11 protein-coding genes are annotated in these 15175 nt (G+C 73.8%); 4 read left to right on the top strand and 7 right to left on the bottom strand.

The features are described 5' to 3' along the window. Positions 1-3 precede the first annotated feature (3 nt). Together ABTZ03_RS17425 and ABTZ03_RS17420 are read right to left on the bottom strand one after the other, a co-directional pair. Positions 4-1251, bottom strand: a complete 1248-nt coding sequence (locus ABTZ03_RS17425) for a cytochrome P450 family protein (protein ID WP_350513832.1) — start codon at positions 1249-1251, stop codon at positions 4-6. Between the two features lie 178 nt (positions 1252-1429). Continuing rightward, complete coding sequence (locus ABTZ03_RS17420; RefSeq protein WP_350513831.1) at positions 1430-2686, bottom strand: RNA-guided endonuclease InsQ/TnpB family protein; 1257 nt, start codon at positions 2684-2686, stop codon at positions 1430-1432. Between the two features lie 235 nt (positions 2687-2921). On the opposite strand from ABTZ03_RS17420, the gene ABTZ03_RS17415 reads away from it, so the two are divergent. Both ABTZ03_RS17415 and ABTZ03_RS17410 read left to right on the top strand, forming a co-directional pair. Then, complete coding sequence (locus ABTZ03_RS17415) at positions 2922-3233, top strand: hypothetical protein (RefSeq protein ID WP_350513830.1); 312 nt, start codon at positions 2922-2924, stop codon at positions 3231-3233. Positions 3234-3235: 2 nt separating this feature from the next. Next, complete coding sequence (locus ABTZ03_RS17410; RefSeq protein WP_350513829.1) at positions 3236-5434, top strand: DUF6571 family protein; 2199 nt, start codon at positions 3236-3238, stop codon at positions 5432-5434. An 84-nt stretch (positions 5435-5518) separates the two neighbouring features. On the opposite strand, the gene ABTZ03_RS17405 is transcribed toward ABTZ03_RS17410, so the two are convergent. Together ABTZ03_RS17405 and ABTZ03_RS17400 are read right to left on the bottom strand one after the other, a co-directional pair. Beyond that, on the bottom strand, positions 5519-6622 hold the full coding sequence (locus tag ABTZ03_RS17405) for an NADH:flavin oxidoreductase/NADH oxidase (RefSeq protein WP_350513828.1): 1104 nt from the start codon (positions 6620-6622) through the stop codon (positions 5519-5521). A 201-nt stretch (positions 6623-6823) separates the two neighbouring features. Beyond that, positions 6824-9580 (bottom strand): ATP-binding protein, encoded by a 2757-nt coding sequence (locus tag ABTZ03_RS17400; RefSeq protein ID WP_350513827.1) that lies wholly within the window; start codon positions 9578-9580, stop codon positions 6824-6826. Positions 9581-9797: 217 nt separating this feature from the next. Between ABTZ03_RS17400 and ABTZ03_RS17395 the strand changes: the two genes are divergently transcribed. Then, on the top strand, positions 9798-10745 hold the full coding sequence (locus tag ABTZ03_RS17395) for a hypothetical protein (protein WP_350513826.1): 948 nt from the start codon (positions 9798-9800) through the stop codon (positions 10743-10745). A gap of 66 nt (positions 10746-10811) precedes the next feature. Here ABTZ03_RS17395 and ABTZ03_RS17390 read toward each other — a convergent pair whose 3' ends face one another. After that, on the bottom strand, positions 10812-12200 hold the full coding sequence (locus ABTZ03_RS17390; protein WP_350513825.1) for an MFS transporter: 1389 nt from the start codon (positions 12198-12200) through the stop codon (positions 10812-10814). A 400-nt stretch (positions 12201-12600) separates the two neighbouring features. Next, positions 12601-13200, bottom strand: a complete 600-nt coding sequence (locus tag ABTZ03_RS17385; RefSeq protein ID WP_350513824.1) for a TetR/AcrR family transcriptional regulator — start codon at positions 13198-13200, stop codon at positions 12601-12603. A gap of 151 nt (positions 13201-13351) precedes the next feature. Here ABTZ03_RS17385 and ABTZ03_RS17380 point away from each other — a divergent pair, with 151 nt between their 5' ends. Continuing rightward, positions 13352-14035, top strand: a complete 684-nt coding sequence (locus ABTZ03_RS17380) for a TetR/AcrR family transcriptional regulator (protein ID WP_350513823.1) — start codon at positions 13352-13354, stop codon at positions 14033-14035. 10 nt (positions 14036-14045) lie between these two features. Here ABTZ03_RS17380 and ABTZ03_RS17375 read toward each other — a convergent pair whose 3' ends face one another. Beyond that, the gene (locus ABTZ03_RS17375; RefSeq protein WP_350513822.1) at positions 14046-15008 is read right to left on the bottom strand and encodes a quinone oxidoreductase family protein; all 963 of its coding nucleotides are present in this window, start codon (positions 15006-15008) and stop codon (positions 14046-14048) included. Between the last annotated feature and the right edge of the window lie 167 nt (positions 15009-15175).

The following is a 15175-nucleotide window of genomic DNA, read 5'->3' as shown; positions in this document are numbered from 1 at the left end:
CGTTCACGCCCTCCCGGACGCCGGGGCGGGCGTCGGGACGATCCAGAGCTCGGCGGGGCCGTTTATGATCACGGACTCCAGCCGGGCCGGCGGTGGGCCGTCGGGGTCCAGGGCGGTGTCGGGGTGGGCGCCGAAGAGGCAGGCCAGGGCGACCTCGGCCTCCAGCCGGGCCAGCGGCGCGCCGAGGCAGAAGTGCGGGCCGTGGCCGAAGGCGAGGTGGTCCTTGTCGGGGCGGGTCGGGTCGAAGTCGTCGGGGTGGTCGGGGTGGGCCTCGGGGTCGCGGCCGGCCGCGCCGAAGCCCATCAGGATCGGCTCGCCGCGTCGGATGACCACGCCCTCGCCGAGGTCGATGTCCTCCAGCGGGTAGCGCAGCGGGATGTGCATCACCGGGCTCTCGTGGCGCAGGGTCTCCTCGACGACGTCCGTCCAGCGCAGGGTGCCGGCGCGGACGGCGGCCAGGTGGTGGGGGTGGGTGAGCAGGGCGAGGACGGCGCTGGTGATGAGGTTGACGGCGGTCTCGTAGCCGGCGCCGAGCATCAGGAAGAGGATGTCGCGGGACTCCTGCTCGGTGCGGCCGCCGTCCCGGCCGGTGGGCAGGGCGGCCACGTCGCTGGCGAGGTCGGGGCCGGGCTCGTGGCGTTTGAGGGCCAGCAGTTCGGCCAGCACCGCGTCCATCTCCGTCCGGGAGGCCACCATCTGCTCGTTGGCCGCGGTGGTGGTCAGCAGGGCGTCCATCGCGGTGCCGATCCGGGGCCGCAGGCCGGCCGGGACGCCGAACAGGTCGCAGATCACCGTCATGGTCAGCGGGAGGGACAGGGCCCGGCGGACGTCGACGGCCTCGCCGGGGGCGAGCGTGCGGAAGGCGCCGACGAGGGCGGCGGCGGTCGCCTCGATCCCGGGGCGCAGCGCCAGGACCCGGCGGGGCGAGAACGAGGGCGCCATCAGCCGCCGGGCCGAGCGGTGCTCCTCGCCGTAGAGGTTGAAGAAGTTCTGCTGGAAGGCGATCGGGCCCATCGGCCAGCCGTCGGGCACCTCGGCGAGGCCGGGCCAGTGCTTGCGCGGGTCGCGGGAGACGCGGGGGTCGCCGGTGAGGGCGCGGATCACCGAGCTGCGGGTGACGGACCAGGCGAGGATGCCGTCGGGCAGTTCGACCCGGACGGCGGGTCCGGCGCAGCGCAGGTGGGCGTTCTGCTGGTGGAGGGTGCGGGCGGTCACGTCGAGCACGGGGCAGCGGGGTTCGTCCGGAGCCATGGGATTGCTCCTCGGGGTTCTCGGGGGCTCCGTTGTAAGACGGGGCCGGGGAGGGCGTCAACGGCGCACCAGTGCGTCCGCCGCGCGGCAGCCCGGATGGCCCACCAGCTTGCGCCGTACCCGAACGGCCTTTCGGGTTTCGGGCGGTGACGAATCCCTGTTGACATCCTCCCCGTGCTCAGAGCGCGGGAATCCCGGCCCTGCCGGCGGCACAGGGCTTGCGCCCGGCGCGGTCGACGTTGCGGTGGGTTCCTGTTTCGACGGGCCGTGCCCGGCGTGGGATTGCCACGCCCGGTCTCACCGGCCCTCCGCAGGCGTTTAGCCTGTCCGCCTGCCCGGCGGCCAGGATGTTCCGAGCGGCGTTGAGGTCGCGGTCATGGAGGACACCACAAGCGCCACAGGCCCACTCGCGTACCGCGAGAGGTTTGGGTCCGTCGCGGTGTCCGCACCCCGAGCAGAGCTGGGAGGACGGGAACGTGCGGTGGACGATGCCGACGTGCCGCCCGTACCGGGCCGCTTTTTCTTCGAGCAGGCGCCGGAAGGTGGACCATCCGGCGTCGTGGACGGACTTGGCCAGGCGGCCTCGGGCGAGGCCGCGCACGTTCAGGTCCTCCAGGTACACCGCTTGGGTTTCACGGATGATCCTGGTGGTCTGCTTGTGCAGCCAGTCCATGCGGGTGTCGGTCACCTTGGCGTGCGCCTTGGCGACCCTGTGTCGGGCCTTGGCCCGGTTCCTGCTGCCCTTGGCCTTGCGGGACAGCTCCCGCTGCGCGGCCTTGACCCGCCTCTCCGCCTTGCGGAGGAAGCGTGGGTTGTCGATCGCACTGCCATCGGACAGGACGGCGTAGGTGGTCAGCCCGAGGTCGATGCCGACCTCGGTGTCCAGCTCGGGCAGGTGGCTCGGTTCGATGTCCACCACGAACGAAGCGTGGTACCGCCCCGACGGGTCCAGCACGATCGTCACCGACGACGGATCGGCGGGCAGCGGCCTGGACCACTTCACCCGCACATTGCCGATCCTGGCCAGGTTGAGCTTCCCGTTGCCTCGCAGCCGGAACCCGTTGCGGGAGAACCGCAGTGACTGACGGCTGTCCTTGCGCGACTTGAAGACCGGCCGCCCCACCGAGTGACCGGCCCGCTTTCCGGACATCGAGTCGAAGAAGTTGCGGTACGCGGTGTCCAGGTCGCGCAGCGATGACTGCAACGCGTCCACCGAGACCGATCCCAGCCATGACCTGGCATCCGTCTTCTTCGCCTCCGTGATCACCGACTTGGCGAGGGCGCCGATCGGGATCCTCGACCCGTCCGCCCTCCACGCGGCCTCACGCAGGGCGAGCGCATCGTTGTACACCACTCGCGCGCATCCGAACGCACGTGCCAGCGAGCGTCGCTGGCCCTCCGTCGGATAGATGCGAAACGAGTACCTGAGATGCACGAAATCAACTTACCGGTCGGCACTGACAACCGGACGCGGTCAGTTCAACAGCGGTCCGTCTGGCGACGAACCGCCGCCAGACGGACCGCTGCTTAACAGGCAGTCCGTTTCTCCCCCGGCCGAAGCCGGGGGTATCCACTGATGAATCCTTGCGCAAACCGCGCTCTGCGGACTTACGATCATCGGCGCGCCCGGTGACCACACCATCGGGTCACCACACGTGAGGGATCGACGGATGAGCACACCGGCACCAGGCGGGTTCGGGGTCAACCATGACGCGCTGGACAAGGCCCACACCACGCTGACCAACCTGGCCCACGACTGTCCGGGCGCGGGCGGGGTCGCCAACGACGCCACCGGGACGGCCGTCGGCGCGCTCAAGGGCTGGGACAGCTCGGGGGCGCTGAAGGAGTCGCTGGACGAGTGGCACCAGCAGGTCCAGGCGCTGACCGGGCGGCTGAACGCCAACGCCGCCGCGATGCAGGGCACCGGCGCCAACTACCGCAGTACCAACCTGTCCGTCGTCCAGTCCCTCCAGGTGCCGTGACCATGCTCGGATACGAAGACGTCATCAACGCCAATCCGGACGCGCTGACCGCCGCCGCCACCCAGTGGCGGGCGATGGCCACCCGCTTCCACACGATGCAGACCACCATGGAGCAGGACGTCCTGGGCGGCAGCGGCACCACCACCGGCATCGGCGGCAACGGCCTGTTCCCGCCCGGCAACGGTCTGGGCGGCAACGGTCTGGGCGGCGGCCCCTGGTGGACCGGCACCACGGCGAACCTGGCGAACGCGGCGCTGCTGGGCACCAAGGGCCAGATCGTCGACGCCCAGACCGAGGCCAACGCGATGGCCTCGCTGCTGGACGAGGCGCACACCGACTTCGCGGCCGCGCAGAAGCAGACCCGGGACGCCGCCGACGGAGCGGTCAAGGACGGCTTCAAGGTCACCGGCACCGGCACCGCCGTCTTCGACGAGACCACCCTGGACCCGGCGACCCGCCAGGCGCTGCACCACGACCCGGAGGCCCGTCAGTCCTACCAGGACGCGGCCGACAAGTGGACCAAGGCGATCGCCGCGGGCGTCCAGGCCGCCACCCGCGCCGACCAGCGCATCGCCGCCGCCCTGCGCGGCGCCTCCAAGGCCGGCACCCCGCTGGACACCACCTTCAACGGCCAGGCCGTGGGCGGCGGTGACGGCGGGGACGCCCGGCGCGCCGCCGACCTGGCGCTCCACCTGGACGACCTCACCCCGGACCAGCTCACCCAGCTGCGGGACCTGATGACGGACAAGGCCGACCACCCGGCCTTCTCCCAGGCCATGCTGGACCGGCTCGGCCCGGACGGCCTGCTCAAACTCTCCCAGAAGCTCAGCAGCCCCGGCGACGACAAGAAGGCCGCCTACACCGACCTCCAGGGCGGCCTCACCCACGCCCTGGCCTCGGCGACCCAGGACACCAACACCGACTTCTACCGCAACTGGCGCAAGCGCGTGCAGGACGTCGGCTACAACAACTACGGCTCCAACACCGACCCGGTGTACGGCTACCAGGTCCTCACCACCCTGATGACCAAGGGCGACGCCAAGTACTCGGCCCCGATGCTCGGCGACCTCGCCGACGACATCACCAAGACCGAGCACGACCACCCCGACGCGTGGAGCTACAAGGCCGGCCACAACGGCGGCGCGCTGGGCGCCGACCCGCTGGACAACGTGCTCGCGATCATGGGCCGGGAGCCCGACGCCGCCACCGCCTACCTGGACCCGAACTCCGGCGGCGGCAACCAGCACCTGCACTACCTGCTCAAGGACCGCAAGTGGCCCGACGGTTGGATCGCCAACCCCTACGCCGGCGTGGTGAAGATGCCCGACCCGCTGTCCCAGAGCGGCCTGGGCGCCGCCCTGGAGGCCGCGACCACCGGCCAGCCGGCCGGCGCCCCGCACAGCGGCCACCACACCGAGGCCCAGGCCCGGATCATGCACGACACCGTCACCACCCTGGACGAGGGCCAGGGCGGCAACAAGATCAACGCCAATCTGCGCCAGCCGCTGGCCAACGCCCTGGCCGACTACACCGACGACAGCCACGAGATCTTCAACGGCCGCAACTCCCAGTACCTGGACCACGGCAGCGCGGTGTGGACGGACGCGGGCGGCACCGTGCACATGGGCGTCGGCGAGGACAGCCTGGTGCGGGTGATGCGCGGACTGTCCGACAACCCCGACGCCTACGCCACCCTGCACCAGGCGGAGAGCGCCAAGGTCGCCCAGGAGCTGTCCTCGCTGGGGCCCAACCCCTCGCAGAACGACATCCAGGACGTGATGAACAAGGGCGCCGCGGGCCTCGGCGTCTACGACGCGATCCGCGCCGACGTCTCGATGGACAAGCGCGACGACGCCAACACCCTGGCCGACTGGAAGTCCAAGGTCGCCGACCACATCATCGGCGCGCCGCTGACCCCCATCCCGTGGGTCGGCGACAGCGCCCAACGCCTGGTCGACACCTGGGCCTTCGACTGGGACAACCAGATGAAGAACGCCAACAACAGCGTCGCCAACGCCCAGATCTCCGACACCTACCTGGACGCCAACAACGAGATGACCCACCTGGTCAGCGGCTGGGCCAAGGACCGCGGCATGGACCCGGACAGCAGCATGATCCACGTCGTCGAGGACGGCTCGCACGACCGCCGCTCCACCAGCGCCACCACCGCCGGGCACTTCCTGGGCCGCGGCAATTCCTGACGTACCGTCAACAGCCGGACACCGCAGCCCTTTTACGGGGTGGCGGTGTCCGGCTGTCGCGGTTTCGGGGCGCCGTCAGGCGGCTCAGGCGCGGTGGTACTGGATCGGGGAGTGGACCTCGCCGCCCAGGGCGCCGGCCGCGTGGCGGGCCCAGAAGGGGTTGCGCAGCAGCTCGCGGCCGATCAGGACGGCGTCGGCGCGGCCGTCGGTGAGGATGGCCTGGGCCTGGGCGGGCTCGGTGATCAGGCCGACGGCCGCCACCGGCAGGCCGGCCTCGTTGCGCACGGCCTCGGCGAAGGGCACCTGGAAGCCGGGCGCGGCCTCGATCCGGGCGTCGGGCACCAGTCCGCCGGTGGAGACGTCCAGCAGGTCCACGCCGTGCGCCTGGAGCTCCTTGGCCAGCCGGACGGTGTCCTCGGAGGTCCAGCCCTCGCGGCCGTCCTCGGGGTTCTCGGTCAGCCAGTCGGTGGCCGAGACGCGGAAGAACAGCGGCAGCTCCTCGGGCCACACCGCGCGCACCGCGTCGACGACCTCCAGGGCGAAGCGGATCCGGCCCTCGAAGGAGCCGCCGTAGCCGTCGGTGCGGCGGTTGCTCTGCGGGGAGAGGAACTGGTGGATCAGGTAGCCGTGGGCGCCGTGCAGTTCGACGGCCTGGAAGCCCGCCTCCAGCGCCCGCCGGGCCGCGTCGGCGAACTGCCGCACGATGGACTGGATCTGATCGACCGTCAGCTCGTCCGGGGTGGTGTGGTCGGGGGAGAAGGCGACGGCGCTGGGGGAGACCGGGGTCCAGCCGTGCTCCTCCTCGGGGGCCAGGGCGCGCCCGCGCTCGACCCAGGGCCGCTCGGTGGAGGCCTTGCGACCGGCGTGGCCGAGCTGGATGGCGGGGACGGCGCCCTGCCCCTTGAGGAAGGCGGTGATCCGGCGGAAGGCGTCGCGCTGGGTGTCGTTCCACAGGCCGAGGTCGTACGGGCTGATCCGGCCCTCGGGGCTGACGGCGGTGGCCTCCACGATGATCAGCCCGGTGCCGCCGGCGGCCCGCGCCGCGAGGTGGGTGTAGTGCCACTCGTCGGGCACCCCGGCGTCCGGGCCGGCCGGCGCGGCGCTGTACTGGCACATCGGCGGCATCCAGACCCGGTTGGGGACGGTGAGCTCCCGCAGGGTGTACGGGGTGAAGAGGGTGGTGCTCATGTCGGACTCCCGTGGGTGGGCGGCGCCTGGGCGCAGGCGCTTGCTGATGCGCGTTATGTGTTCCCACAATAGTTGCACGGGACGATAAATTCAACGGGCGGGCGGTCGGGCGGGCGGTCGGGCGGCCGGTGGAGCGACGACGGCGCCGCCCGGGACACACCCCGGACGGCGCCGCCCTCACCTCGACCGGAAGCCGTCGCCTCAACCCGGCAGCGCATCCGCGCCCGGGCGCAGGAGGCCGCGGGCCCGGGCGGCCAGGCCGTCGGCGCCGCAGCGGACGGCCAGCTCCAGGCCCTCGGCGAGCACGGCGCGCGCCCGCGGGGCGCGGTCCAGCGCCGTGCCGAGATCGACCAGGGCCAAGGCGTGCTCATAACGGGCCGGTGAGCGCTCCAGGCGCTGGACCGCCTCCGTCAGCAGCCCGACCGCGCGCCCAGGCCCGTGCACCGCGGCGCACAGCCGCAAGGCGCTGCCGACCCCCGAGTCCGTCCGGGACTCCCGGGCCCGGCGCACCCCCTCCTCGGCGAGGTCACGGGCCCGCTCGGGGCGGTCGCCGGCCACCGCGCGGGCCAGGTGGCCCAGCCACGGCGCCCACACCGTGTTGCGCCACCCGCGCGCGTCCAGGGCCGCACCGGCGGCGGTCAGCACCTGCGCCGCGCCCGGCGCGTCGCCCCGGGCCAGCAGCAGACGGCCGTACAGCGTGGGGGCGTCGGGCAGCACCATCACCGTCGGGAACGGCGGGCCGAAGGCGTGCTCGCGGGCGAGTTCCAGGGCCTCCTCCAGCCGGCCGCGCGCGGCCAGGGTCTCCGCCAGCGCCCCGACCGCGTCCCAGTGCAGCGGATTGCCCGGGCCTATCCGCACCGCGCTGCGCAGGGCGCGGCGCAGGTAGTCCTCCGCCTCGACGAGCGCGCCGCAGCGGAACCGCAGCATGCCGGTCAGCAGGTAGGCGAAGCCGAGGTGGCCGCCGCTCCACCCGGCGACCTCGTAGGCGCGCACCGCCTCGGTGAACAACTCCTCCGCCCGGTCGACGCGGTCCGCGTAGAGGTAGCTGAGGCCCAGGACCCCCGGCAGCTCGAAGCCCCAGGTGGTGTTGGTCCAGCCGAGGCTGCGGGGCAGCCGGCCGTCCGGCAGCGCGGATTCGGCCAGCGCGAGCGCCGACGCGTGGTCGGCGCCGCGCAGCGTGAGGTCCCAGCAGCGCAGCACGGCCACCGCGTGGGCCAGGCCGTCGTGTTCGAACACGGCCCCGCCCGGAGCCCCCGCGTCCGCGTCGACGTCGGTGAAGGCCAGCCCCACGGTGTCCAGCATCCGGTGGAACTCCGCGAGCCGCCGGGAGCGGCCCGGGCCGTCCGCGTCCTCGGACTGGAACGTGGCGAACATGAAGTGGGCGACCTCCAGCCGCAGCCGCCCCGGACCGGGCACGGTGAGCGCGGCCTCCTCGGCGCACAGCGCGGCGGCCTCGCCCAGCCGGTTGCTGTGGGCGAGGGCCTGGGCGAGCCGGAAGGTCGCGTCCACCCGCAGCCCGGGATCCAGCCCGTACGGGTCGGCGAGCGCCAGGCGCAGCTGGTTGACGGTGGTCGCCGGGTCGGTGAGCAGGGCCGAGCAGCCGAGCTCGTAGAGCAACGAGGCCCGGTCCTCGTCGGCGGGCGGTTCGCTGATGGCCCGGCGCAGGCAGCGCTGCGCCGCCTCGGGTGCGCCGATGGCCAGGTGTTCGCGGGCCGCCAGGCGCAGCTTGGCGACGATGCGGCCGTCCCCTTCGGGCAGGATCTCCAGCAGGTGCCGGGAGGCCGCGAGCAGGCCGAGGCCGGCGTTCTCGATCTCCACGGCGGCCACTCCGTGCATCCCGGTGCGGGTGGCGGGCGGCATCGACTGGTAGACCGAGGTGGCGATCAGCGGGTGGACGAACTCCAGCCGGCCCGCCGGGGTGCCGGTCAGCACCCGGTGCCGGCGCAGTTCCCGGACCGACTGGGCGGCGGCCTCCGGTCCCTGCGCGCAGATGACGGCGGCGAGTTCGGGGCGGATGTCGGTGTCCAGCACCGACGCCGCCCAGGCGAAGCGCAGCGTGGTGGGCCCGAGCCGGTCCAGCCAGTGCCGCAGCGTCATCCCCCGGGCGGTGGCGGCGATCTCGCGCAGCAGGCCGGTGCTCTCCTCGACCGGGTCGAGCCGCTGGTCGGCCACCTCGCGCAGCAGGGCGGCGGTCTCGTACGGGTTCCCGGCGGTGACCGCCCAGACGTGACGGCAGAAGGCGTCCTCGGCCTGCGCGCCCAGCGCCGCGCGGACCAGGTGCGCGACCGAGTCGGGCTGGAGCGGGCGCAGTTCGTGCCGGCGGTCGGCCCGCTCGGTGAGGCCGCGCTGCAGGGCCAGCGCGTCGTCGGGGAACTCGTCGCGGCAGGCGAGCACCAGCAGGGCCGGCAGCTCCCGGGCGCGCACCGCGAAGCCGGCCAGCCAGCCGAGCGACTCCGGGTCGGCCCAGTGCAGGTCGTCGACCAGCACGGCCAGTGGCGAACGCAGCTGCACGAGACGGGTGAGGACGAAGTCCAGCCCGTCGCGCACCCCTTGCGGGTCCAGCTGTCCGCCGGGCGGCAGCAGGCCCGCCGCGGGGCCGACGACGTCCGCCCACGGCCCGAAGACCCACGCCCGCTCGTCGTCGGACAGCGCCGACAGCACCGGCCGCACCAACTGGCGCACCACGTGGAACGACTCGTGGCACTGCCGCTGCCCGCCCCGGGCGAACAGCACCGTGCAGCCCGCGCGCTTCGCCGCCCGCCGCACCTCGGTCAGCATCGCGGTCTTGCCCAGCCCGGCCGCGCCGGTGTAGAGCAGCAGTTCCCCCACGCCGGTGCCGGCGGGCCGGGTGAGTGCCCCGACCGCCCGCGCCGCGGAACGGAGTTCGGCCTCGCGTTCGTGCAGTGGCTCCCCGTCCCGCCCGGCCCCACCGCCGCTCCCGGCCTTCCCCTCGGCCACCGCCGCCTCCCGTTCGCCCGCCAGGGCCGTCGTTGCAGAGGGCCCGAGGCTACTGCCGATCAGCCGGTCCCGGTACGGACTTGACAACACCGCCCGGCAGCCCCGGGCGGGCGGGGCGGGCCGGGGGCGGCCCGGCCCGGAAAACCCGTTGGCCGCGGCCCCCGCGGACGGCGATACTCGCCGGTCGGCGGTGCGGACGAAGGGGGAACGGGCGGGCGTGGAGGTCTTCGAGTGCAGGGGGTGCGGCACGGCCCTCACCGCGCCGCTGTCGCGGGTCGCGTTCCCGCTCTACGCCGGCCTGCAGTACGGCAACGGGGTGGCCATGCCCGTCCTGATGGCCTCGGGCACCTACGGCGTCGACGAGGACCCCGACGGGCGGGCGCGCTCGATCGTGATCGCCCCCGGTGACGCCCACGGCACCGACCTGGTCCAGCGGCGTGAACTCGGCGCCTGCTGCGGCATCGACGGCCGCTACGGCCCGAACGTCACCTGCGCCGGCTGCGGCGGGAAGGTGGCCACCAGGATCGACGACTGCTCCCTGTGGCAGGCCACCTGGCTGGTGCCCGCGGCCGTGCGCCCCGTCCCGGCGGGCCCGGCCCGCCCGGTCGAGGACTGGGCCACCGTCACCGACCGCCGGCGCGCCGCCGGCCTGTCGGAAGCGGACGGACGCCGGAGCATCCGCTGGGACGTGGAGGCCGCCGTGACGCTGGCCCACCTGGTCTTCGCCGCCGGCGACGCACCCCTCGCCCCCGCGGCGGGCCCGCTCGCACAGGCCTTCCGTCCGCTCCTCGGCCAGCTGCCGCCCCCGGCGACCCTCCCGAGCGCGCCGGCCCGGCGCGCGGTCCTGGCCGGACCGGGCCGGCCGCTGTCCGACCCCCTGCCCGACATCGCCGTGGTCCCGCGCCACCCCCGCACCGGCGAGTCCTGGCCCACGCCCCCGGGCGTGGCGGTCGCGCCGCTGGCCGCCGAGTTCTGGACCTCCCTCGCCTTCCGCGACCAACGCGAACTCGCGCCCGCCACCGGCGGACTGCCCCCGGGCGTCGAACGCGACGACCCCCTCCCGCCCCACTCCCGGTACGCGCCGTACCTCGACCGATGGGTCTTCCGGTCCGTCCTGAACCGCCTGAACGGCGTCGCCGGCACCGCGGACGACTGCTGGTGGTGAGAAACGACGGCGGCGCCGCCCGGGAGTGGTCCCGGACGGCGCCGCCGTTCACGCGCCGGCCGTCGGTCAGCGCACCGCCTGCGGGACGCGCTGCGTCGGAACGCCCGGGCCCTGGGCGGCGCGGGGCGCGGCCGGGGCGGCGCCCAGCGCGGTGCCGCGGGTCTCCTCCGCCCACAGCACGCACACCAGCAGGCCCAGCGCCGTCACACCGGCGGCGATCAGCATGGTCGGGCCGGTGCCCAGGCCGGTCAGGGACAGCGGCAGCAGGTAGGTGCCGATGGCCGCGCCGATGCGGCTTACCGAGGTGGCCACCCCCACGGCGGTGGCCCGGATCTCGGTGGGGAACAGCTCGTTGGGGTAGGTCCAGTCGAGCACGTTCGGCCCGCCGCACAGGAAGGCGTACGCGCACAGCGCGGTCAGCGCGATCGCGGCCGGGGCGGTGGGCCACACGCCCAGCAGCGCCAGCGGGACGGTCATCAGCGCGAAGGACCAGATGATGACGGGCCGCCGGCCCCTGGTGTCGATCAGGCGCAGTGCCGGGTAGCAGCCGAGCAGGAAGACCAGGCTGATCAGGCCGGTGCCCAGGGTCTCCATCATGGTGCCGCCGGGCATGCCGAAGGAGGAGAGGATCTGCGGGCCGAAGGTGAGCATCGCGAACAGCGGGCCGACCTGGCAGAGGAAGAACAGGCCGCAGAACAGGGTGCGGCGCCGGTAGGGCGGGGTCATCAGCAGGCGCAGCCCGCCCGCGCTGCGGGCGCGTGCGGCCGGGTCGGGCATCAGCTCGCGGCCGTCGACCCGCACCCCGAGGTGCTTCTCCACCACGCGCACCGCGTCGCCGACCCGCCCGTTGGCGGCCAGCCAGCGCGGCGACTCCGGGGAGCCGCGGCGGATCACCAGGAACACCACGCACAGCACCGTCGAACTGGCCAGCATCCACCGCCAGCTGCCCGGTCCGGCCAGCTCCAGGAACAGGTAGCCCACGATGTAGGCGAGCACCGAGCCGGCGTACCAGGCGACGATCTGCTGACCGAGCAGCCGCCCGCGGTGCTTGGCGGGCAGCCACTCGGCGAGCAGGGAGGTGGCGATCGGGTAGTCGGCGGCGACGGCCATGCCGAGCACGAAGCGCAGCACGGTGATCGCCCACACCGAGTCGACCCAGAACGAGAGCACCGAGCAGGCGACCATCACCAGCAGGTCGGCGGTGTACATCACCTCCCGGCCGATCTTGTCGGTCAGCACGCCGAACAGGGCGCCGCCGACGAACATGCCCACCAGGGCGGCGGCGCCGATCAGGCTGACCTCCGCGGTGGACAGGCCGAGGTCGGGGCGCATCCCGATCAGCGCGACGCCGACGATGCTCAGGATGTAGCCGTCGAGCAGCGGGCCGCCGGAACAGGCGAGCGCCAGCCGGCGGTGGAAGGCGGTATACGGGGCGTTGTCGATCGTTTGGGACATGGGCTTCGGGGTCCTCCGGAGCGTACGGCCTCGCGCTCTTCACGCGCGCCGTGCGCCGGGTAGACGGCAGGGAACGACGCCGCCCACGCTGAGCGGCGCCATCGCCCGGTCACACCGGGCGACCGTCCACGGTTGCCCGGGGTCGAGGGGGTGGCCACGGGGGCGAAAGTCAGCCGGATTCATGACCAAGGTCCCGAAGCGGACAGGACCTCGGCCCGTGCCCGTCGGCGCCCTTCCCAGTTCTCACAGGCCGGGTCGCCGTTCGCCGCCGCGCGGGGCCGCCGGGGGTGACCCTGGTCACGTTCGGGGCTTTCGGGTGTGTGTCCCGCCACGTTTCGGCGTGCCGGTCCGGACCGCCGGCCCCGGTCCGGGGCGCCGGGTCAGGAGGCGGGCGGCGGGTTCAGGAGGTGGGGCGGGCCTCGTGCAGCCGGGCGATGCCCAGGTCCAGGGCGGCCTCCAGATGGGCGGTGGAGCCCGTGACCAGCAGGATCATCACACCGCCCTGGATGCCGGCCAGCAGCGCCGCGGCCTCCCGGTCGGCGTCCAGCTCCGGGGCGGTCAGGCCGGTGGCCTGCAGATGGCGGACACCCGCGGCGAGCTGCTCCTGCCACCGCTCCATCAACCGGACCGCCACCGTCCGCGCCGCGTCGGTGGCCGGGCTCAGCTGGGACAGCGCCGTCTGCAACGGGCAGTGCACCCCCTGGGCGCGGTAGCGGGCGACGACCGTGTCGCGCCACTGCCGCCAGGCCTCCCAGGAGGTCAGCGAGCCCAGCTCGGGCTGCTGGTCGGCGAGGATCCGGTCCGCCTCGTGCTGGGCCACGGCCAGCAGCAACTCGTCCTTGCCGCCGGGGAAGTAGTGGAACAGCTGGCTCTTGCTGGTCGCGGTGCGGGCCATGACGTCCTCCAGCCGCAGCGCGAAGACGCCCTCGTCGCGGATCTGTCCGGCCGTGCCCTCGACGATGCGCAGCCTGGTCGCGGCGCCCTTGCGGGTCAGCGTCATGAGTCCCTCCCCGGTACGGCTGACGGTGTCCGCCGACGCTACCCGGTGTCCGTGCGGCGGGTCGGCGGGGTACTTCCGGAGTGCTTCTGGCATGCTTCCGGCGAAACACTGTTGTGATAATAACGCAACTTGGTTGCGCTAGAATGGGCCGGTGACCCAGCCGAAGTTCGAACGCGCCCGCAGTGCCGAGGCCAAGCGCATCCGCGAGACCGCGATCCTTGAGGCCGCCGCCCGCCTGGCCACCGAGCACGGCGTCCGCGCGGTGACCCTCACCGACATCGCCGCCGCCGTCGGCATGCACAAATCGGCGATGCTGCGCTACTTCGAGACGCGGGAGGAGATCTTCCTGCGACTGGCCGCCAGTGGCTGGCAGGAGTGGTCCCGGGAGGCCCGCGACCGGCTCGGCCGACTGACGGAAGAGAGCGCGGACGACCCGGAAGGCCGGTTCGCCGCGGCCGCCGGCGTCCTCGCCGGGACCCTGGCCGCCCGCCCGCTCTTCTGCGACCTGCTCGCCCACACCCCCCTCAACCTCGAACGCGGCGTCTCCTTCGACGCCGTCCGCGCCTTCAAGGTCATCGCCGTGGCCGAGGTCGCCGCCGTCGCCGCCGCCCTGGGCGAGGCCCTCCCGCTCACCCCCCACCAGGGCGGCGACACCGTCGCCACCGCCACCGCCATGGCCGGCGCCCTGTGGCAGATGGCCGCGCCCGGCACCGAGCTGCGCCGCTTCTACCAGTCCACCCCCGAGCTCGCCCACGCCGTCGTCGACGTCGAACCCCGCCTCACCGGCATCCTGACCGCACTCCTGCGCGGCTACGCCGTCCGCGCCGAGGCCTGAGCGGCTCCGGTCACGGCAGGAGGAGCAGTTTGCCGGTGCTGCGGCGGGACTCCAGGTCGGCGTGTGCCCGGGCGGCCTCGGCGAGCGGGTAGCGGCCGGTGATCCGCGGGGTCAGCCGCCCGGCCAGGATCAGGTCGAACAGCTCGCCGGTGCGCCGCAGCAGGGCCTCGCGGGTGGGGACGTGGTGGTGGACCAGCGGGAAGGTCAGCAGGATGCTGTTGGGCAGGTCGGTGGGCCGCAGCGTCGGGACCCCGAGGACGGGGCCGTAGTAGGCGTGCACGCCGTGCGGGCGCAGGGCCAGCTGGGAGGAGGCGAAGGTCTCGGAACCACTGCCGTCGTAGACGACGTCGGCCCCGCGGCCGCCGGTCAACTCCCGTACCCGTTCCTCGAATCCGGGGCCGGAGTGGACCAGGACGTGGTCGGCGCCGGCCTCCTTCGCGGCGGCGGCCTTCTCCTCGCGCGAGACCAGGCCGATCACGCTGCCGCCGCGGGCCTTGACGAACTGGGTGAGCAGCAGGCCCACCCCGCCGGCCGCGGCGTGCACCACGGCGGTGTCACCCGGGCCGACCGGGTAGGTCTCGATGCTCAGATGACTGGCGGTCAGCCCCTGGAGCAGCACGGCGGCCGCCGTCCCGTCGTCGATCCCGTCGGGGACCGGCACCAGCTTCTCGGCCGGGATCGCCAGCAACTCGGTGTAGCTGCCCTGGTGGTAGAACCAGGCCACCCGGTCGCCCACCGCCAGGCCCGTCACCCCCGCGCCGAGGGCGGTGACCCGGCCGGCGCCCTCGACGCCCAGGACCGTGGGCGCCGCCCAGCCGAACCCGCCCCGCGCGCGGGCGCCGATGTCCAGGAAGTTCACCCCGGCCGCCGCCACCCGCACCACGGCCTCGCCGGGGCCGGGGACGGGGTCGGGCAGTTCGGTCCAGCGCATGACCTCGGGGCCGCCGTGCTCCTCGATCCGGATCGCGTGCATGTCGGATGCCACCTTCCTGCTGTACGGGCGGGGTTCGTTCGGAGGGAACGTCCAGCACGCTAGGCAGCCGAAAATGGACCCACAAGTCCAGAAATCCGCGGGCGACGCGGAAGCTGGATGGGAACGCGGCGGTGGCCGCCACCCCGCTCCTGGGGGTGGCGGCCACC

Source organism: Kitasatospora sp. NPDC096077 (assembly GCF_040303245.1).
Classification (GTDB): Bacteria; Actinomycetota; Actinomycetes; order Streptomycetales; family Streptomycetaceae; genus Kitasatospora.
This window is presented reverse-complemented; position numbering and strand designations above follow the sequence as displayed.

Bases quoted from the DNA above. Each gene is read 5' to 3' on its own strand.
- ABTZ03_RS17375 (WP_350513822.1), bottom strand. From the start codon at position 15,008: ATGCACGCGATCCGGATCGAGGAGCACGGCGGCCCCGAGGTCATGCGC.
- ABTZ03_RS17390 (WP_350513825.1), bottom strand. From the start codon at position 12,200: ATGTCCCAAACGATCGACAACGCCCCGTATACCGCCTTCCACCGCCGG.
- ABTZ03_RS17425 (WP_350513832.1), bottom strand. From the start codon at position 1,251: ATGGCTCCGGACGAACCCCGCTGCCCCGTGCTCGACGTGACCGCCCGC.
- ABTZ03_RS17385 (WP_350513824.1), bottom strand. From the start codon at position 13,200: ATGACGCTGACCCGCAAGGGCGCCGCGACCAGGCTGCGCATCGTCGAG.
- ABTZ03_RS17410 (WP_350513829.1), top strand. From the start codon at position 3,236: ATGCTCGGATACGAAGACGTCATCAACGCCAATCCGGACGCGCTGACC.
- ABTZ03_RS17415 (WP_350513830.1), top strand. From the start codon at position 2,922: ATGAGCACACCGGCACCAGGCGGGTTCGGGGTCAACCATGACGCGCTG.
- ABTZ03_RS17405 (WP_350513828.1), bottom strand. From the start codon at position 6,622: ATGAGCACCACCCTCTTCACCCCGTACACCCTGCGGGAGCTCACCGTC.